Annotated in this window: 13 protein-coding genes and 2 pseudogenes; 5 read left to right on the forward strand and 10 right to left on the reverse strand. The window is 69.0% G+C overall.

Annotated features, from left to right (window positions below):
- Window positions 1-121: 121 nt before the first annotated feature.
- Together BST14_RS04650 and BST14_RS04655 are read left to right on the forward strand one after the other, a co-directional pair.
- The gene (locus BST14_RS04650; RefSeq protein ID WP_083063410.1) at window positions 122-1,072 is read left to right on the forward strand and encodes a class I SAM-dependent methyltransferase; all 951 of its coding nucleotides are present in this window, start codon (window positions 122-124) and stop codon (window positions 1,070-1,072) included.
- A 2-nt stretch (window positions 1,073-1,074) separates the two neighbouring features.
- Window positions 1,075-2,022 (forward strand): class I SAM-dependent methyltransferase, encoded by a 948-nt coding sequence (locus BST14_RS04655; RefSeq protein ID WP_083063411.1) that lies wholly within the window; start codon window positions 1,075-1,077, stop codon window positions 2,020-2,022.
- Between the two features lie 22 nt (window positions 2,023-2,044).
- On the opposite strand, the pseudogene BST14_RS04660 reads toward BST14_RS04655, so the two are convergent.
- The 6 genes and pseudogenes from BST14_RS04660 to BST14_RS04685 form a co-directional block, all read right to left on the reverse strand.
- Window positions 2,045-3,120: pseudogene (locus BST14_RS04660) on the reverse strand (DUF222 domain-containing protein).
- A 57-nt stretch (window positions 3,121-3,177) separates the two neighbouring features.
- Window positions 3,178-3,906 carry a TVP38/TMEM64 family protein gene (locus BST14_RS04665; protein ID WP_083063463.1) on the reverse strand — a complete coding sequence of 243 codons (729 nt, stop codon included), beginning with the start codon at window positions 3,904-3,906 and terminating at the stop codon, window positions 3,178-3,180.
- A gap of 8 nt (window positions 3,907-3,914) precedes the next feature.
- Window positions 3,915-5,615: an exodeoxyribonuclease V subunit alpha gene (gene recD / locus BST14_RS04670; protein ID WP_083063464.1), complete on the reverse strand. Its 1,701-nt coding sequence runs from the start codon at window positions 5,613-5,615 to the stop codon at window positions 3,915-3,917.
- An 11-nt stretch (window positions 5,616-5,626) separates the two neighbouring features.
- On the reverse strand, window positions 5,627-8,929 hold the full coding sequence (gene recB / locus BST14_RS04675) for an exodeoxyribonuclease V subunit beta (RefSeq protein WP_083063412.1): 3,303 nt from the start codon (window positions 8,927-8,929) through the stop codon (window positions 5,627-5,629).
- Entirely contained in the window at window positions 8,929-12,225 is a 3,297-nt protein-coding gene (gene recC, locus BST14_RS04680) for an exodeoxyribonuclease V subunit gamma (RefSeq protein ID WP_083063413.1), read from the reverse strand. The genes recB and recC overlap by 1 nt, the downstream gene beginning before the upstream one ends.
- A gap of 38 nt (window positions 12,226-12,263) precedes the next feature.
- Window positions 12,264-13,130, reverse strand: a complete 867-nt coding sequence (locus BST14_RS04685; protein ID WP_083063414.1) for a cyclopropane mycolic acid synthase family methyltransferase — start codon at window positions 13,128-13,130, stop codon at window positions 12,264-12,266.
- A 294-nt stretch (window positions 13,131-13,424) separates the two neighbouring features.
- On the opposite strand from BST14_RS04685, the gene BST14_RS04690 reads away from it, so the two are divergent.
- The 3 genes and pseudogenes from BST14_RS04690 to cynS all read left to right on the forward strand — a co-directional run bounded on the left by BST14_RS04690 (window position 13,425) and on the right by cynS (window position 14,556).
- A complete protein-coding gene (locus tag BST14_RS04690; RefSeq protein ID WP_083063415.1) occupies window positions 13,425-13,940 on the forward strand; it encodes a nitroreductase family protein in 516 nt (171 codons plus the stop codon).
- Between the two features lie 28 nt (window positions 13,941-13,968).
- A pseudogene (locus BST14_RS32600) lies at window positions 13,969-14,075 on the forward strand (SAM-dependent methyltransferase); the annotation flags it as partial.
- Between the two features lie 25 nt (window positions 14,076-14,100).
- The gene (gene cynS, locus BST14_RS04695; protein ID WP_083063416.1) at window positions 14,101-14,556 is read left to right on the forward strand and encodes a cyanase; all 456 of its coding nucleotides are present in this window, start codon (window positions 14,101-14,103) and stop codon (window positions 14,554-14,556) included.
- 108 nt (window positions 14,557-14,664) lie between these two features.
- On the opposite strand, the gene BST14_RS04700 is transcribed toward cynS, so the two are convergent.
- Genes BST14_RS04700 through BST14_RS04715 form a run of 4 tightly spaced genes read right to left on the reverse strand, consistent with a single transcriptional unit; the run spans window position 14,665 to window position 19,208 of the window.
- The gene (locus BST14_RS04700) at window positions 14,665-15,144 is read right to left on the reverse strand and encodes a hypothetical protein (protein WP_083063417.1); all 480 of its coding nucleotides are present in this window, start codon (window positions 15,142-15,144) and stop codon (window positions 14,665-14,667) included.
- Window positions 15,145-15,146: 2 nt separating this feature from the next.
- Window positions 15,147-17,594, reverse strand: a complete 2,448-nt coding sequence (locus tag BST14_RS04705) for a molybdopterin oxidoreductase family protein (protein WP_083063418.1) — start codon at window positions 17,592-17,594, stop codon at window positions 15,147-15,149.
- Window positions 17,595-17,653: 59 nt separating this feature from the next.
- Window positions 17,654-18,349 carry a crotonase/enoyl-CoA hydratase family protein gene (locus tag BST14_RS04710; protein ID WP_083063419.1) on the reverse strand — a complete coding sequence of 232 codons (696 nt, stop codon included), beginning with the start codon at window positions 18,347-18,349 and terminating at the stop codon, window positions 17,654-17,656.
- 16 nt (window positions 18,350-18,365) lie between these two features.
- Window positions 18,366-19,208, reverse strand: coding sequence for a DUF8453 domain-containing protein (locus BST14_RS04715; RefSeq protein ID WP_438502129.1), 843 nt, complete (start codon window positions 19,206-19,208; stop codon window positions 18,366-18,368).
- Window positions 19,209-19,240: the final 32 nt, after the last annotated feature.

Consider the following 19,240-nt stretch of genomic DNA (forward strand, 5'->3'; position numbering starts at 1 on the left):
GGCCTGCGCAGTGGCCCGCCGACAAGTTAACCCAATACCCGGTTGGTTGACAGCTTGCACTCATCCGGCGCGCGTAGGGTCGGGTAGGTAGGTGTGCTAGCGAATTCGGGAAGGCGGCGGCGTGGGCAGGACGGACAATGACAGCTGGGAGATCACCGAAAGCGTGGGCGCGACGGCGCTGGGCGTGGCGGCGGCCCGGGCCGCGGAGACCGACAGTGAGAACCCGTTGATCAGCGATCCGTTCGCGCGGGTGTTCCTGCGGGCCGCCGGGCCGGGCATGTGGGACTGGTTCGCGGCCCCCAATCTGCCCGCCCGCATCGCCGAGATCGAACCGGACCTGAAGCCGCGGATGCAGGGGATGGTCGACTACATGGCCGCGCGGACGGCGTTCTTCGACCAGTTCTTCCTCGATGCGACCGGCGCGGGCGCGCGGCAGGTGGTGATTTTGGCGGCGGGGCTGGACTCGCGGGCGTGGCGGTTGCCCTGGCCGGACGGCACCACGGTGTACGAGTTGGACCAGCCGCGGGTGCTGGAGTTCAAGGCGTCGACGCTGCGCGACAAGGGCGCCGAGCCGACCTGCGAGCTGGTCAGCGTTGCCGTAGACCTGCGTCACGACTGGCCGTCCGCCTTACGGGAGGCCGGATTTGACGCTGACGCGCCCAGCGTGTGGTCGGCCGAGGGGCTGCTGCCGTTTCTGCCGGCGGCCGCGCAAGAGTCGTTGTTCGAGCGGGTACAGGCGCTGGGCGCGCCGGGCAGCCGGATTGCGGTCGAGGCGCCCGGTCCCGACTTCCTCGACGAGGGCGCCCGCGCCAGGCAACGCCAGACCATGCAGCGGGTCCGCGACCTGATGGCCGAACTCGATCCCGAGCGCGACATTCCCGACGTGCAAGACCTGTGGTACTTCGAGGAACGCGAAGACGTGGCCGACTGGCTGGGTCGGCACGGCTGGGACGTGACCGTGACCCCGGCCCCCGAGCTGATGGCCGGTTACGACCGCAGGCCACCACAAGACGTCGACGACGCCACACCGCAGACGCTGTTCGTGTCTGCGCAGCGGACGGGAGGAAACTGACTGTGCCCAGGACGGACAACGACAGCTGGGAGATCACCGAAAGCGTTGGGGCCACCGCGCTGGGGGTGGCCTCGGCTCGCGCAGCGGAGACCCGCAGCGAAAACCCGTTGATCACGGACCCATTCGCGCAGGTTTTCCTGGATGCCGCCGGGGACGGCGTGTGGAACTGGCATTCCGCGGCGCCGTTGCCGGACGAGATCATCGAGGCCGAGCCGACGTTGCCGCTGCAGATGCAGTCGATGGTGGGTTACATGGCTTCCCGCACAGCGTTTTTCGACAAGTTCTTCCTCGAAGCCACCGGAGCCGGCATCCGCCAGGCGGTGATCCTGGCGGCCGGACTGGACGCGCGGTCCTGGCGGTTGCCGTGGCCGGCGGGCACGACGGTCTACGAGCTCGACCAGACCAAGGTGCTGGACTTCAAGGCGGCCACGTTGGCCGAACACGGGGCGCAGCCCGCCTGCAACCGCGTCGCGGTGCCGGTTGACCTGCGCCAGGATTGGCCGGCCGCGTTGCGGCGGGCGGGTTTTGACGCCGCCGCGCCCAGCGTCTGGTCGGCCGAGGGACTGATGCCGTATCTGCCGGCGGCCGCGCAGGACCTACTGTTCGAGCGCATCCAGGGGCTCACGGCGCCCGGCAGCCGGGTCGCCGTGGAGGCCTTGGGTCCGAAGTTCCTCGACCCGCAGGCCCGCGCCAAGCGCCGCGAGCGGATGGACCGGATCCGCGGGCTGATGGCCGGCGTGGACCCGGATCGTGAGATTCCCCGGACCGACGAGCTCTGGTATTTCGAGGAACGCGAGGACGTCGGCGAATGGTTCGGTCGCCACGGCTGGGAGGTGACGGTGACACCGACCGACGAATTGATGGCCGGCTATGGGCGTGCGGCGCCGGAGGAAGTCCGCGACTACGTGCCCAGCAATCTGTTCGTGGCGGCGCAGCGCGCGGCGAGTTAGCGGCTTTAAATCCCTTGTGCCACTAATTGTTGGTTGGTGGTGCTTGGGGTTGGAAGGGTTCATACCACCACCAGTCGGCGCGTTCGCCGGTGGGCCCGGGACACGGTGGGACGGCGGGCGGGGCCCGGGTCGGTGGGCGTGCCAGACCGCGGGTGGCCCCACAGCCGGGCACCGCGCAGGTGCGGTCGCGGTGCTCAAGGGCGCGGCGAAGCCGCCGGCTGATCAGCCGGCTCGCCCGCCCGGCACCAAGGACCTCCCCGGCCCGTTCCAACCACACCTCGCAGGTGGCATCACAGGTCAGATATTGGCGTTCGGCGGCGGTGAGCAACGGCCCCAGATGCAGCCCGGCGGCACGCTGGGCCACGTCGAGGTGCACCACCACCGTGGTGTGCTGCCGGTGCGGGCGGCGGGTGGCCGCGGCGTCCCACCCCGCCTCCACCAGACGCATGAACGCCTCGACCGTGCCCGGCACCGGCGTTACCCGATCGCCGGCGCGCTCGCGGTTGTCGTGGTCGCGTTTCCACTCGGCGATCAGCGCCTCCCGCTGCGCCGCCAACGCCGCGTCGAACGTCGCCGCATCCAGCCGGCCAAGGGTGATCCGATAGCAACGGCCCTCCTCGTCGGAGGTTTTGGTGAGCGAACGCTGCGGCTGCGGCGCAGGTGCGGGGGTTCGGGTCGCGGTTCCAGCTTGACCGCGGTACGCAACTGCGACACCGCGGCGACCGCGGCCAGCCCCGCGTAATGCTCATCGGATCCCGCACCGCCGCGCGCGGCGATCACCTCGACCTGATCGGCCGACAGCCGGCCCTCCCGCATCCCCTGGGCACAAGGCGGGAACTCTCGCAGCCGACCCGCGATGGTGGCGATCGTGTGCGCGTTGGCCGGCGCACCACCGGTCTTCCAGGCCACCAACGCCGGCACCGACCGCGCCCCGGTAGCACCCCACAACTCGTCGCGATCGATCTCGGCCACAATCGCCACGATGCGCCCATCAATCGCATTGCGCTGACCGGTCAACTCCGCCAACTCCTCAAACAACACCTCACGACGCCCACCAGAACGGGCCACCACAGCCTCAGCGGAAGCGATCAACGACACAACGACATCATCGCAACCACCACCGACAAATCCCGGCCGAGACGATCGTCCGCTTCGCTAGCGTGCTTCGGATTCCGGCTCGGGCGTACCGTCCTCGTCGCGGCGGGAGTGCCCACGCCATCGGCGATATCCGCGATGCGCGGCGAACGCGCCGGCGATCGCGCTCACGCACCACACCACGACCGCCGCGTAGGCCAAGGGCGATGACCGATTCCCGATCGAGGCGCCCAGCGCGGTATAGGCGAACGCCCGCGGCGCCGAACCGATGAACGCACCAACGGCCATCTGCCACAACGGAACTCCGAACGCCCCGAAGGCGTAGGCGGCCAGCGCATCCGAGATGCCGGGGACGAAGCGCTGCCCGACGACCGCCCAGAGTCCCCGGCGTCCGATTAGGGCGTCGATGCGATCGGCCCGCTGCATCCCCAGCAGTGCCCGCGCGCTGGCGCGACCGGCGCGGCGGCCGACGAAACTCGCGACGAGCGCGGTGCCCACCGTCGCGCCCAGCGTCACGAAGACACCCAGTAAAGGGCCGAACAGCAACCCACTTCCCGCGGCCAGTATCGAGCCCGGAACGAACAACGCGCCGACCACCGCCGAGACCACCGCATAGGTCAGGGGCGCCGCCGGCCCGGTGGCCGACACCACGCCCCGGATCTCGTCGATGTTGATCACCCGCGCCACGGCCACCAGATAAAAGACGAGGGCCAAAAACCCGGCGAACACGGCTAGCCGCGCGATGTGGGCACGCCGCGATGGCCCTGGGGGAGTGTCGTTTTCGTCCATGCCGGCCGTCACGTCGCGCCGGCCCGCAGCCGCTGCCGCAACCCGGTGGCCCGCACCGCCCGGCGTTCGATCGCCGCGCGGACCGACGCCTCGGGGCCCACCACCCGCACCTTGTTCTTCGCGCGGGTCACCGCCGTATAGAACAGTTCGCGCGTCAGCAGACGCGAATCGTCCGGCGGTATCAGCACCGTCACTTCGTCGGCCTGGCTGCCCTGGCTCTTGTGGATGGTCATGGCGTGCATGGTCTCCACCTCGCCCAGTCGGCTGGTCGCGAATTCCAGCGGCCCGGTCGCGCCGGCGATGACGGCCCGCAGACCGTCCGCACCGGCCACCGTCACGCCCGTGTCGCCGTTGTAGAGGCGCAGCCCATAGTCGTTCGCCGTCACCAGCAGCGGACGCCCGGCATACCACTGCGACCAGGCCGGCTGTCCGGTCGCTTCGCCAATCCACTTCTGCACCTGGGTATTCCAGTGCGTCGCGCCGTAGGGTCCCTCGCGGTGCGCACACAACAACCGGTGTTCGTCGAGCGTGGCCAGGGACTGGTGCACCGCGCCCAGCAGCGCGGCCGAGCGCAGCCGCAACGCGTGCGCAACCAGCACCTCACGCAACCGGTCGGCCGGGCGCTCGGCGTCCACCCACTCGATGTGCTCGCCGCCGACCGCCAAGAACTGCAGGACGCGGTCCGCGTCACCGACCCGGATCGCCTCGGCCAGGGCACCGATCGACGTGCCATATCGGTGGGGGGTGCGCAGGGCGGCCACCCGGACATCGTCGCGACCGGCCAACCCGTCCACCAGGTCGGCCAGCACAGCGCCCGCTTCCACCGACGCCAACTGGTCGGGGTCGCCCACCAGGATCAGCCGGGTGTCCGGCCGGACGGCTTCGGCCAGCCGGGCCATCATGGTCAACGACACCATCGACGTTTCGTCGACCACGATGACATCGTGCGGCAGCCTATTGCCGCGATTGTGCTTGAACCGCACCGACGTATCCGGCCGGGGGCCCAGGAGCCGATGCAGCGTCGTTCCCGGAAGACCCGTCAGCCGCGCCCTGTCCGCCGCGGGCAGCTCCTCGATTCCCGCGGCCACCGCCTCGGCCAACCGGGCCGCCGCCTTGCCGGTCGGCGCGGCCAGCGCGATCCGGGGACGCGGCCGGCCCGCACGCTCGGCCCGTTCGACCAGCAGGGCGAGCAGGCGGGCGATGGTGGTGGTCTTGCCGGTGCCGGGCCCGCCCGTCAATACGGTCAGCGCCTGGGACACAGCGATCTCGGCGGCGGCCCGCTGTTCTTCGTAGCCGTTTGGGAAAAGCCGGTCGCAGGTGGATGATTCGACGGCATCGGGCGTCACCGAAAGCGCCAACAGGTCGGTGCAGACCTGCTCCTCCTCGAGCCAGTACCTGTCGAAGTACAACAGATCCCCCAGCAGCCGCAGCACCGGCGGCGTTCGCAGCAGCGCGCTGGCCCGCACCGCCGCCATCCAGTCACCGGGCTCCGGCCAGGGCAGGTCGGTCGCACTCACCTGGTCGGGCACCGCGCGTAGATCGACGCACACCGACCCGCCCCGCAGCGCGCGTACCACCAGGCCGACCGCGAGCGCCACCCGCTCGTCGGACTCGCCGGTGAGTGCGGTAAGCCGTTGCGCCACATGGATATCGGCGGGCTCGAAAATGCCGGCATCGCCGAATGCGCGCAGCAGCCCGGTCGCAAACATGGCCTCGACCGTCACGCGGCCACCCCCCGCGCGTCGAGCAGGTCCGACAGCGCCGCAATCAACGGCCAGGGCGGCTGCCAATCGAAGACGCCCGCCGGGTGGCCGTCGAGCACCGGCGTATCGGCGCCGCACATGCCTCGCAGGAACAGATACAGGACGCCGCCGAGGTGCCGGCTTGGGTCGTAATCCGCCAATCGCCATCGCAAAAACCGTTGCAGCACGGCGCAATACAGCAGCGCCTGCAGCGGATAGTCCGAGTGCAACATCGCCTCGGCCATCCGTGACCGGTCGTAGTCGGCGGCGGTCAGCGGCCGTTCTGGGTCCCCGAGCCGGTTGGTCTTGTAATCCACCACCACGAAGCGGTGTCCGGCCCCGTCGGGTACGCGCAGAACGGCGTCGATGGAACCGGTGAGGTATCCGCGCAGCGGCTGATCGCCCAGGCCCGGTTCGGTCAGCCGGTCGGCATACGATGCCAGCACGTCGTCGGCCGGCAGGTGCTCGCGCAACAGCGGCGCCAGATCCGCCAGCCGCACCGCCGCTGCCGTCGAACGACGATCGCCTCCGGCCAGCGGCAACTCAAAGTCCATCTCGCGCAACCGATCTGGTAGTCCAATCCGGCGCAGCGTGAGGCCGCCCGTCAACGCGCCCAGCGGCGTGTCGTGCATCGGCACCATCGCCGCGGCCAGCTCCTCGGGGGCAACGGCAACCGGCCACCACGTCGAGTGCGCCCGGATCTGCGTCTCCAGTTCGGCGGCCAGGTCCGCGGCGAAGGGGTCGGTCGTCTCCAGCACCGCGTGGACCAGCGTGCCGAACGAGGCGCCCGCGGGAAGGTCGGCCATCGGAGAGGGCACGTCCGGTCCGGACACCGCGGACACCAGCGGGATGTCGCCGACTTCGTCGTTCAGCTCGCCGATTTCGGGTTCGCTGCTCACCCCGCTAACCTGCGCCGCCCGGATCAGACCGGAATAAGAGGTGCGCCGCCACCCGGTGTCGACCCCGCGGTGGAAGTGGCGATTCTCCAGGCGCCGTGGCACCGGCTCGGCGGGCAGCGACGGGGCCGCCACCACCACCGACTCCTCGATGACCGGCCCGCCGGCTGCCTCCCACTCGCGCAGCCGGGCCAGGGCGTCGTCGTCGGAGACCTTCGCGGGTTCACACCGATCGGGCACCACAGGCTCGCCGGGCCGCCGGCCGCGCAGCAGCCGCGACAGGCCGCCGTTGGGCTCGTAGTACGCCGGCGACCACCACGCCACCACCTGGGATTGTGCCCTGGTCAGCGCGACGTAGGTCAGGCGGCTGTCGTCGCTGGCGTCTTCTTTGCGTCCCAGCCGTTCAACGGCTTTGAAGTCGGGGCTGTCCTTGCCCCCGACGTGCAGGCAACGCGTGCCGTCCTCGTCATGGAAAAGCACCACGTCGCTGTCCTGGGTGTTGCGGATGAACGCGAACGGCAGGTACACGATCGGGTACTGCAGACCCTTGCTGACGAAGACGGTCATGATCTGGACGGCCGCGGCGTCGCTGTCCAGCCGGCGGTTGCGTTCGGGTGCGCCGCTGCGCTCGTCACGCTGCCGGCGCAGCCAATCGCGCAGCGCGGGCAGGCTGTAGTGCTCGCGGTGCGCGACATCCTGCAGCAGCTCGGTCACATGGGCCAGGTCGGTCATGTGCCGCTCGCCGCCCTGCCAGCCGAGCACGCGGTTGCCCATGCCCAGCAATTGGGCGGCCTCGAAGATGGCCGCGACGCCGCGTTCGCGGGCGTGACCGGCCCACTCCCGCAGGGTTTTCGCGATCCGATCCGTGAGGGCGTCACCGCCTGCCGCCAGCGTCTCGGCCGTCTCGCCGAAGAACATCGTCGCCGCGGCGGCGCGCACCATGCCGGGGCGGTGCGGCTGATCGAAGGCCTCCAGCAGGTACAGCCAATCCTCGGCGGCCTCGGAGGTGAACACGTCGGAGTTGCCGGTGTAAACCGCGGGAACGCCCGCATCGCACAGGGCGGTGAAGCAGGCGTGCGCGTCCCGGTGCTTCTCCACGATCACCGCGATGTCGCGGGCCTGCAGCGGTCTGCCGTCGAAGGTGGCACCGCTGGCCAGCAGCGTGCGGATGTCCGACGCGAGGTCCGCGCCGATGTGCTCGCGCACCTGGTCGATCGGCAGGTTCTGAACACCCCGGCGTCCCAACGTCTTTCGCGCCAACACCCGCAGCCGGAACGGCTCGTTGTGCGGAGCACCGGCGAGCCGGTGACCGCGGTGATGCGCGTCGACGTCGTTCACCACGATCGCGGGGTCACCGAGCTGGGCGCCACGCAGCACCACCTGCAACCGCTGCAGCAGCGCGGAATCGCTGCGCCAGTTGGTGTCCAGCGTCTTGCGCTGACCCGCCGTCTCGGCCGCCCGCAGATAGGTGACGATGTCACCACCGCGAAACGCATAGATCGCCTGCTTCGGATCTCCGATGAGGATGACGGTGGAGCGCCCGCTGAACGCCCGGTCGATCACCTGCCATTGCACCGGGTCGGTGTCCTGGAACTCGTCCACCATGACGATCGGCCAGCGTTGATGCATCCGCAGCCGGGCGGGGGAGCCCTCGGTGGCCAGCGCGTCGGCCAGCCGGATCAGCAGGTCGTCGTAGCCGAGAACGCCCAGCCGCCGCTTGCGCGTATCAAGCTCGGCCAGAACGTCATTGGCGAACCCGAGGCTGACGGCGGCATGGGAGTCCGGATCAGGTTCGCGCGGCCGTAGCTGCGTGGACGGGTTCTTCACCACCTCGCGGGCCAGCCGCAGCGCCTCGCGGTAGTGCAGTACCGGATCGTCGCGCTCCCGCCCGAAGTGGGCCAGGTACAGGTCGTCGACGATCTCGGTGACCAGGTCATCGAGGCTGTCGAGCAGCGTCACGCTCGCCGCGGTGTCCCCGGCCACGCCGAGCGAGCGCAACACCAGCTGGCAGAACTGGTGGGTGGTGGCGATCGTCGCCGCGTCGAAGCCGGCCAGTGCGTCGCGAAGACGCTGGTGACGGGCCGCGCGCTGCTCGTCGGTGCCGTTTAGCAGGTGCGCCACCACCTGGTTGCCACCGACGGTCGACGGATCGGTGAAAGCGCGTACCGCGTCGACCATTTGACAGCGGACGCGTTCGCGGAGCTCCTGGCTGGCGGCCCGGCCGAAGGTGATGAGCAGCATCTGGTCCAGCGTCGCCGCCCCATCGGCGACATACCGGGTCACCAGCGAAGCCAACGCGAAAGTCTTGCCGGTTCCCGCGCTGGCCTCCAGCACGGTGGTGGAGCGCTCGGCCGGCAGCGGACCCAATAGGTCGAAGCGATCCATCAGACCGGCTTCCGTTCGGCGCGCAGCAGCGGCAGCCAGACACGGGCCGCGTAGGCGCCGAGCCGGTTGTCTTCGCCGTCGCACTCCTCGCCGGGCCGCAGGGGCTGCATCAGCTCGTCGAGCGGGGCGCCCTTTCCCCACGCCCGCACGTGGGCCGGGGCCTGGTCCTCACCCGGGTAGCGGTCGGTGGATTTCCATCGATATCGCGCCTCGGTCACCGGATCCTCACCGCCGTGCCGGGCGGACGCCCAGGCGTAGGACGTCCTGATGGGCAACGGAAGTGGTTCACGCCGCCCGGCGTCGTAGATCGCCACCAGCTCGCGCAGTATCTCGGTCGCGTCCTCACCCTCGCACGGCGGCCCCAGGCCCTCGACCCGGGTGGTAGTGCCCCTGCGCATCCGGCCGATGCACACCGCCGAAAAATCCCGGCCGGGATCATGAGCAACCAACGCCAGCAACGGGATCCACGATTCGAGCAGATGTTTGCCGTCCAGCCGCGAATACGTCACCGACACCAAGCGGTCGCCGTACACCGGTGACACCGTGCCGGTGAGGCGCCGCCCGCCGCCGAGATCGACGTCGACGTCGTAGGCGTCGGCCGGGCGGTGGCTTTCCCTGTGGCGCAGCGCCTCGCGGGCCAACAGGGCGGCCTGGTCGCGAATCTCGGTGACCTTGCGCCAGCCCAGCTGGCCAGGGGGCAGCGTGCCGCGGCGCCACTCGGCTTGCTGAGCATCGTCGGGTGTCATGCCGCGCAGGATGTCGCCCAGCATCCGGTCGCCGACCGTCCACTCCTCGAGTCCGTCGATGTCGACCGGCATCGCGTCCTGCACGCCGTCGACGTCGTAGGGCAGCGTGAATTCCAGCGCGCGAAAGAAGCCCTTGACCGGATCCCTGAAGAAGCCGACCAGGTCGGCGAGGATGACGTCGCCGGCCGGCGGTGCGGGCAGCGGCGCCGAGATGAATTTCGGTCGTGCGCTGTGGTCGTCGGTGGTCGCGCGCGCCGCGCGCAACACCGCGGGGTCGAAACTGAACGCCACGTTCGGCACCAGCCGGCCCGGGATCACATTGCGAATATCGAAGGGCTGCAACGGATGTTCGACGACGATGCGGTCGCGCACCTTCGTCGACGTGGTCACGTCGAGGGTGTCCAGCAGCTCGGCCAGCGGCACCGCCGGGGGGCGCGGCTGCCCGGAATACTCGTTGGCGCCGGTGTAGGTGATGACCAGTTTCTCGGTGGCCGCGCCGATCGCGTCGAGCAGCAATTGCCGGTCCTCGGAACGGATGTCGCGTTCGCCGGTCATCGGGCAGCGAGCCAGCGCGTCGTCACCGTCGACGATGCCCAGGCGCGGAAACAGCCCGTCGTCCAGGCCCACCAGGCACACCACCCGGTGTGGCACCGAGCGCATCGGCACCATGGTGCACACCGTCAGGGTGCCGGTGCGGAAGTTGGCCCGCGTCGGGCGACCGGAGAGGCGCCGGGTCAGTAGCGCGCGAACGTCGGCCAGCCGCAGCACGGTGTTGCCCCGGGATCCCGCGTGCGTCGCGGTCTGGGCGAACTCGCGTTGCATCTGACCGGTCTGCCAGGCGTCCGCGTCGCGGACCAGGGTCAGCATCGTGACCCCGTCGGCAAGCGTGGCCAGCCATTCGGTCAGCGGCCGGGCGCCGGCGAGCGCGTCCAAGACGTGCTGCAGCCGCGCAACGAATTCGGCCAACTGGCCGGCCAATTGGACGCGATTGCTGCTGACGTCGTCGAGTGGCAGGGTCGCGTCGATCCAGGCGTTCGAATCGTCGGACATCGCGACGCCGGCCAGTATCCGGTCGATGCCGAAACGCCATGTGTTGTGGACGAAGTCGACGTGATAGGGCCGGCGATGTTCCTGATCCAATCCCCAACGGATGTTCGCCTGCCGGACCCAGCGGGTGATGGCCTCCAGATCGTCGTCGCTGAACCCGAACCGGGCGCGCACGGCCGGGGCTTGGGCCAGGTTGAGCACCTCGCTGGCCGTCACCCGGCCGGCCGCCAGCGCCAACAGCTGCGCGGCCACCCCCAGCAGCGGATTCGTCTGAATCGGCGAGCGGTCCGCCAGGCGCACGCGCAGCTGGTGGGCGGGATGCGCGCCGTGCACCACGTCGCCCAGGCCGAAATCGGCCACGATGAGCGGCGCGTAGGTCTCGATGTCCGGGCACATCACCAGGATGTCGCGCGGCTCGAGCGTCGGGTCGTCGGCCAACAGGCCCAGCAGCACCTCGCGCAGCACGTCGACCTGGCGGGCCGGGCCGTGGCAGTTGTGGATCTGCACCGATCGGTCGTCGGCCGCCAGCGCGCGGCCAAGTGGGCGAACGGCATTGGCGGCGATATCGGACTGCAGCCAGCCGAGCAGCGTGTCCGGGCGGGCGTCCCCGGCCAGATATTCGTCGGTGCGAACCTGCGCAGGCAGGCTGCGTTGCAGCTCACGCAGGTCACGTCCCAGCGTGGCGAGCAGCGGGTGGAACACCGCGCGATGGCTGACGTCGTCGCGCCGCGCAATCACGCCGTGCGCGCCGGCCAGCGCGCGCCACAGCTCGTCACTGGGGTGCGGTAGCCACAGATGCAGCTCGTGGTGGGTGGCCACCGCCTCCAACAGCTCGACGTCGGTGCGGGTCAATCGGGTGTGCCCGAACAGCGACAGCCGCGGCGCCAGCTCGCTGGGCGCCGCTCGCAGCCGCGCGATGGTTTTGGCGTGGCGGATGTGCGGCGGGTCGGCGGCGACCCGCGCGAGCAGCGCCCGCCACAGCTCGGGCTGCCAGCGCAGGTCCTCGTCGAGATCACCGAGCTCCCCGTTGCCCCAGTCGACCAGCAGTTGCGGGCGTTGCCGGGCGTAGGAGTCGAACAGCCCGGCCAGCCGGCGGGCGACCTCGTACCGCCTGCCCTGGCGCAGCTCGGCCTCCGCGCCGGTGTGGAAGTGACCGAGATGGGATGCCAGCGTGCGGCACCACGGTTCGTCCAGCGAGTGATCGATGGCCTCCAGCAGGGGCCAGACCATGGCGTCCGGCGACCACGGATCGGTGTCGGCCGTGCCGGTGATCTCGACGATCAACGAGCCCGGGCTGCGGAACGCGACCCCGGCGCACACCCCGTCGCCGCCGCGCGCCCCGAGCACATGGGACAGTCGCTGGCTGAGCCAGCGCTCCACGCCGCGCGCCGGCACCACCACCAGTTCGGTGGCGAACGGGTCGGGCAGCGGGTTGGCCAGCAGAGCGCCGAGACCGTCGGCCAACAGATCGGTGCGCTCGGCACGGTGCAGATGTAACGGCATTGCGGTGTCACGATAAACCCCGACACCGACGCGGCGGCCTACTTCGCCAGCGTGAACTGGTTGACGTCGATGTATCCGGCCCGGAATGCGTTGGCGCAGCCCGTCAGATACCGCATGTAGCGCTGGCAGACCTCTTCGGACTGGATCTCGACGGCCTCGCGGTGGTGGGCCTGCAAAGCCTCGGCCCAGTGGTCGAGTGTGCGCGCGTAGTGCAGCCGCAGCGACTGTCGGCGTTTGAGGTTGAAGCCCATCTTCGAGGCGTGAAACTCCACGATCTCGATCGCCGGCAACTGGCCGCCCGGAAAGATCTCGGTGGCGATGAACTCGTTGAAGCTCGTCTGCTCCTCGGTCATCGGCAGCTCACGCTCGACGATCTGCTGCGGGGTCAGCATGGTGATGGTGTGCAACAGCATCACCCCGTCCTCGGGCAGGGTGCGGTGGGCCATCGCGAAGAAGTCGTCGTAGCGGTCGTACCCGAAATGCTCGAACGCGCCGATGGAGACGATCCGGTCCGCGTGCTCGTCGAACTCTTCCCAGCCGTGCAGCAGCACTCGCTTGCTGCGTTGGGTGTTCAACCCGTCCAAGAGTTTCTGCACGTACCCGGCCTGATGCTCCGACAGGGTCAGACCGATGACGTTGACGTCGTAGTTTTCCAGCGCGCGGCGCATCGTGGCGCCCCAGCCACACCCGATGTCCAGCAGCGTCATGCCCGGCCGCAAACCCAGCTTGCCCAGCGAGAGGTCCATCTTGCGCAGTTGCGCCTCTTCCAGCGATATGTCCCGGTTGCGATCCCAGTACGCGCAGCTGTAAGTCATGGTGGGGTCGAGGAACAACCGGAAGAAGTCGTCGGACAGGTCGTAATGGGCCTGCACCTCTTCGAAGTGCGGCGTCAGGTGCTCTGCCACGGCGGCTACCCGCCTCTCTGACTTGGGGCCATTCGGTTGTTCACGACTGGGCCGCTGATTTGGTTCACCCCGGCTTCCCGAAAACGCGGTGGACCAATCCGACCGGCCGGCCACCAGCGCTATGGCCGTCGCGCGAAAACGTGTTGAGTTGTGGCCCAGAGTGTTTGGCTGCGTTGGCGCCCGTGCACGCACATGTGCCGGAGCTAGACTACGGGCGAACGCGCAATCGCTGCCTGGGAATTCACCAGATCCTACGCCGGTTAATGCGGGAAAACAGTTACTGGAGGGAACCAGATGGAAGCTTGGGACGCGATCTGCGCACGCCGCAATGTCCGGGAGTACCAGCGCAAGCCGATACCGGCCGAGGATCTTCACCGCATCGCCGAAGCCGGCTGGCGCGCGCCCTCGGCGAAGAACCGCCAGCCGTGGGACTTCGTCATCATCACCGACCGCGACCAGTTGCGGGAGCTGTCCACGGTCTGGCGGGGCGCCGGTCACATCGCCGGGGCGGCGGCCGCGGTCGCCATCGTGGTGCCGGTGCCGCCCGACGAGCGCCGGGTGGTCACCGACAACTACGACGTCGGCCAGGCCACCATGGCGATGATGATCGCCGCTACCGACCTGGGGCTCGGGACCGGTCATTCCTCGGTGGGCGACCAGGACAGGGCACGCGCGATTTTGGGCGTGCCCGACGAGTACCTGGTGGCTTTCCTGCTCGGGGTGGGCTACCCCGCCGATCGTCCGCTCGCGCCGATCCGCAAGCCCAACCGGCGCCCGTTCGCCGAGGTGGTGCACCACGGCAACTGGTGAGCAGCAGGGCGAAAAACCTTCGGCTCCTTGGGAGACCCGCCAGCACGCCGGCCGGCTGCGCGACTCGGCTGGCGCATGTGGTACGGCGGCCCCTGGTTCGCCACCCGCGTGGTCACCGCCACCAAGCCGGAATGAGCCCGGGCGGGCATGCTTGACGGCTATGAACAGAACCGAGACCACCGAACAGGTCGTGGTAGCCCGGCTGCGGGAGGGGTTGACGTGGCAAGAGCTGGCCGACGCGATCGACCGGCCGCTGCTGTGGACCACGGCCGCGTTGCTCGGCCAGCACCCGATTCCGGTTGAGCAGGCCAAGGTGCTGGCCGCAAAGCTGAAGCTCGACGAGTCCGCGGTACCTGTGCTGGCGGCGTCGCCCATGCGAGGGGGACTGCCCACCGCGGTCCCAACGGATCCGACCGTCTACCGCTTCTACGAGGCTTTGCAGGTCTACGGGGGCGCCCTCAAGGAGGTGATCGCCGAACAATTCGGCGACGGCATCATGAGCGCGATCAACTTCAGCGTCGACGTGCATAAGAAGCCGCATCCGTCCGGCGATCGGGTCGTGGTGACCTTCGACGGGAAATTCCTTCCCTATCAATGGGTTGCGGCCGACGATTGACCCGGTCCGGCCGCGGTGAAGTGACGGGGCGCCCCGCACGTGTCAGACTGGCGTCGAGGAGGCGAGCAGAAGCGGTGGCGGCCACGGGCGGTCACCGCGTTCGCCTTTCTAGTTCATCAAGACTTGCGGGGACAGCTCTTTGAGCATCGCGTTGGCCCAGCGCATCTGGCGTAACGTCTCGGGATGGCACCGCGACGTCAAATCCAGCAGCTCGGAGTCCTTGGCGGCCTGTGCGCCCTGGGCCAGCAGCTCCCAATCCAGGGACACCCCCGCCGCCAGCCGGTGAATCCGGCGCAGGTCGGCCAGCAGCGCGAGGGCCGGCTCGGGCCGGTGGCGCAGTAGGTCACTGAGCCGCGCCTGCAGAGACCCGGTCATGGCGCCGGTACGGGGGTAGGCCGACAGGCGCAGGCCATAGTGGCGGCCATGGCGCGCCAGTTCGCCGATGTGCTGCTGCGACCAGCCGGCCATGTCACCCGCCAGGTGGCAGATGTCCTGATCGCTGTGGTGGCGCGCGGCCACCACGTTGAGTCGATGGGCCAGCTTGCGCTCGGAGCGGTGCAGCTCGCGGATCGCCATTTTCAGTTTCATGGTCAGCTCCCCGTCGCCACGACTTCGGTGACGCCGGCCAGCGCGCCACCCTCGGTCTCGGGCACCGAGCCGTTGACCGGGGCGGATGCGGCCGTGGTCGGGGCGTACCCGGCGCCGTTTCGTTCGGGGCGCCCCGCCCGGACCCTTCGCAGCCGGGCGGCGGCCGTCTTGTAGATCGGCTGCTTGGACACCGGATCCCAGTCGGTGAGCGTCATCTCGTTGCCGGCCCGATGATGAGCCTCGCCGCCGGTATCCCAGTAGCCGTAGTGGAAGGGCACGAACAACACGCCGTCGCGGATGCCGCAGATACGCGCGGCGGCCACGACGCAGCCGCGCGGCGTGCTCACCTCGACGAGATCGCCCTCAGCGATGCCCAGGCGGCGCGCGTCACGATCCGACACCTCGACCCACACGTCGGGGGCGGCCCGCTGAAGTTGCTGCGCCCGAGCGGTTTTGGTGCGGGTATGGAAGTGATAGACGGTGCGGCCGCTGATCAACGCGAACGGGAACTCGGCGCTGGTCCGCTCGTGCGGGGGCACATATTCGGCCGCCTTGATGATCGCCTTGCCGAAGGGGTTCATCGAGCGGTACTCGTCGGGCTGCAACGGGGCGCCGGTGATCAGGTCTTTGCCGTAGGCCTCGCAGTAGTCCGGTGCCGCCCAGAACTTTCCGTCGGCATACAGCCGTTCGGTGCCGTCGGGATGCTCTGCGTTACAAGGCCATTGAATGCCGCTGCCGCCGCGCAGCTTGTCATAGGTCAGGCCCGTGTAGTCGCACGGCCGGCCCGCGGTGCAATCCTTCCACGCCTCGAACGCCGACTCCGGATCCGTCCAGGGCGGAAACGGCTGGCCGTCGGAGTCCCGGAAGTCCATCCGCCGCGCGTAGTCCAGGAAGATGTCGAGATCCGAACGCGCGCAACCCGGTGGCTCCACGGCCTTTTCGGACAGGTGCACGGTCCGGTCGGCGTTGGTGAAGGTGCCGGTCTTTTCCGCCCACGCCGCGGCGGGCAACACCACGTCGGCCAGCGCGACGGTCTCGGTCATGAAGATGTCCTGCACGATGAGGAACAGCCGTTCCTGCGACAGGATGTCGCGGATCCGCGGCAGCTCGGGCAGCGACACCGCCGGGTTGGTGGCGGTCACCCACAGCATCCGCATCGTCCCCTCCTCGGCGTAGCGGAACATCTGCATGGCGTGCGTGGGCGGGCCGTAGTGCGGAATCTGCAGCGGTTCGAGGTTCCACAGCTTCGCCAACTCTTCGACGTGCGAGTCGTTGGACCAGTTACGGAAGCCGGCCAGATCCCCGTCGGCGCCGCACTCGCGCGTGTTCTCCGCGGTCGGCTGCCCGTTCATCTGCAAAACACCGCACCCTGGCTTGCCCAGCATGCCGCGCACCAGGTGAATGTTGTTGACCTGCACGGCCGCCGCGGTGGCCTGGTGGGACTGGTAAAAGCCTTGCAGCACAGTGGACATCAACCGCTCGGCCGTGCCGAGCAGGCGCGCCGCATCCCGGATGTCATCGGCCGCCACCCCGCAGATCTCGGCCGCCCGCTCTGGCGGGAACTCCTCGACCCGGCCGCGCAGTTCGTCGAAACCGACTGTGTGCGAGTCGATGTAGTCCTGATCGATCCAGCCGTGGCCGATGATCTCGTGCAGCAGGCCGTTCATCAACGCCACATTGGTACCCGGTAGCGGCGCCAGGTGGACCGTGGCGTGCCGGGCCACCGGCGTGAGCCGCGGGTCGACGCAGATGATCGCCGGCGGCGAGTTGCCGGCTAGCCGGTCCAGCATCCGGGCCCACAGCACCGTTTGCGTCTCGGCGACGTTGTGCCCGAACAACGCGATGACGTCGGCGTGGTCGACGTCGGTGTAAGACCCCGGCTGCCCGTCGCAGCCGAAGGATTCCTTGAGCGCCTCGGCCGCCGTTGCGGTGCACAGCCGGGTGTTGCCGTCGACGTGGTTGGTGCCGATCGCCCCGTGCGCGATGGCCCCCTGGGTGTAGTACGCCTCGGCGAACAACTGCCCGGACGTGTAGAAGCCGATCGAGCTGGGGCCGTAGCTGTCGAGCAGGTGCTTGGTGCGGTCCACGATCCGCTGCATGGCGGTGTCCCAGTCGCACGGCTTGAGCTCGCCGCGGACCCTGACCATCGGTGTGGTGAGCCGGTCGATCGAGGCGTTGGCCTGCCAGCCGAACAGATCCTTCGGATCGAGCCGCCCGTGGTTGACCCGGTCGACGGCGCGGCCGCGCACCCCCACGATCCGCCCGTTCTTGACGGCGATGTCCAATCCGTCGCCGTTGGAATGCAACACCGCGGCCGATTGCACCCAGCGGTCCACCGAGTCGGCGATGACCCCGTCGGCCAGGTAGGTGTCGACACGTTCCGGCCACCGTGTGCCGGGATCGTAGGGAGTCCGCGTTCCCCAGGGGTTCGCGATGCGATCAATGGCCATTCCGGTGACTTCCCCGGCAGCGGCCCGCGAAACCGATTCGGGCGGACGCCCTTAGCGGTTCACACGCCGAATTCGGCTTCGATTCCGTCGATGCCGGCGCGAATGGCTGCCAGGGCGTCGGCGCGGGTGCGCAGCTTGGTGGCGACGTGCGCGTGCTGATGCAGGCCGGCGAACTCCCGTGCTGCCTCTTCGGCGCGGTCGACCACCACCTCGGGCAACACGATTTCATCGATAAAGCCTGCGGCGAGGGCGGTTTCACCGAAGAAGGTTTTGGCCAGCCCGCTGGCTTGCTGGTAGGCCGACGGCGTCAACCGCAGCTTCATGATCTCTAACGCGGCATAGGGGATGACCATGCCGATCGCGACCTCGTTGGCCTGAATGTTGTAAGCGTGCGCGGCGATCCGGTGATCGCCCGCCGCCAACAGAAACGCTCCCATCGCGATCGCGTGGCCGGTGCAGGCCATCACCACCGGCTTGGGATAGGACAACAGGCGATGCGCCAGCTCGAATCCGCCGCGCAGCATGTCGATCGCGGGCTGCACCTCGCCGGAGGTCAGGATTTTCAGGTCGAAGCCACCGCTGAAAACCCGCTCGTTACCGGTGATCACCAGCGCCCCGGCGTCGTCCGCCTCGGCCCGGTCGATCGCCTCGCCCAGGGCCTGCTGCATGGTCGGGCCCAGCGCATTGACCTTGCCGTCGTCCATCTTGATGACGGCGATGGAGTCTTTGGTGCTGTAGTGGACCGGTGCGGTCATTGGTGGCTCCTTGCCGTCAGGCGGGCTCGCTGCGGTGTTTGCCCAAGTCGTCTTCGGCGTTACTCCAGCGCAGGCTGACATCGGTGGGTTCGTCGAGTTGGCGGGTGCGCCATCTGTCCTGGGTCTCCCGGACCGCGGCGTTGATCCGCTCGATCTCGCTGCGGAACACCTCGGGACGGGTTTCCTTGCTCGCGTAGTGGAAGTAGGTCAGCAGGCCGCGCAACAGCTCCAGCTTCTCCTTCTCCCGCTTCGCCAGGTCATGGGTGGTCATCAACTCGATGCGCTGCACGGGCGGCAGGGCGTCCCAGTCCAGCACCACCGCGGTCTGCAGCGGCGAACGCTCACGCTGCCAGAACCGCCGGCCGCGCGGCGTATCGGGCCGGTCGTAGTAGGTCACGGTGCCGGTGAAGCGGGATTCGATGCCGCTGCCGATCTCGGCGCGGTCGAGCGCGGAATCCCACACCATGCGCCATTCCTGGCCGGGGGCCAGCATCGGCAGCTCCCGGGGGAGTCGCAGTTCGATGACGTCTGCATAGCCGTCGGTGGCGTTCTCGTATTCGGCGACCGTGGGGGGATTGTCAAAGGAGAAGCTGATGTCGTAGGCCGCGGTCCGGCCGAAATTGCGGACCACCAGCTCGATCACGTGCCAGTCGGCGGAATGCGGTTCCATGAACACGGCGACGTGCGGGCGGGTCTGTTCGGCCGCCGCGCGGCGATTGCGGTTGATCTGGCTGTTGGTGAAGACCAGCGTGACGACGGCCAGGACGATTGCCGCCCATGCTGCCCACGCAACCCAGGTGCCGGACCCGACGTGCGTGACATCATGCCAGCTGTCCTGGATCCAACCCAGGGAATCCACCCTCCGCTTATATCACAGAAGGCGGTCGCCGG

Origin of the sequence: Mycobacterium arosiense ATCC BAA-1401 = DSM 45069 (genome assembly GCF_002086125.1) — a bacterium.
In the GTDB taxonomy this organism is placed as follows: domain Bacteria; phylum Actinomycetota; class Actinomycetes; order Mycobacteriales; family Mycobacteriaceae; genus Mycobacterium; species Mycobacterium arosiense.

Excerpts from the sequence above, each read along its gene's own strand:
- BST14_RS04665 (WP_083063463.1), bottom strand. The coding sequence starts at position 3,906 with ATGGACGAAAACGACACTCCCCCAGGGCCATCGCGGCGTGCCCACATC.
- recD (WP_083063464.1), bottom strand. The coding sequence starts at position 5,615 with ATGTTTGCGACCGGGCTGCTGCGCGCATTCGGCGATGCCGGCATTTTC.
- recB (WP_083063412.1), bottom strand. The coding sequence starts at position 8,929 with ATGGATCGCTTCGACCTATTGGGTCCGCTGCCGGCCGAGCGCTCCACC.
- recC (WP_083063413.1), bottom strand. The coding sequence starts at position 12,225 with ATGCCGTTACATCTGCACCGTGCCGAGCGCACCGATCTGTTGGCCGAC.
- BST14_RS04690 (WP_083063415.1), top strand. The coding sequence starts at position 13,425 with ATGGAAGCTTGGGACGCGATCTGCGCACGCCGCAATGTCCGGGAGTAC.
- cynS (WP_083063416.1), top strand. The coding sequence starts at position 14,101 with ATGAACAGAACCGAGACCACCGAACAGGTCGTGGTAGCCCGGCTGCGG.
- BST14_RS04700 (WP_083063417.1), bottom strand. The coding sequence starts at position 15,144 with ATGAAACTGAAAATGGCGATCCGCGAGCTGCACCGCTCCGAGCGCAAG.
- BST14_RS04705 (WP_083063418.1), bottom strand. The coding sequence starts at position 17,594 with ATGGCCATTGATCGCATCGCGAACCCCTGGGGAACGCGGACTCCCTAC.
- BST14_RS04710 (WP_083063419.1), bottom strand. The coding sequence starts at position 18,349 with ATGACCGCACCGGTCCACTACAGCACCAAAGACTCCATCGCCGTCATC.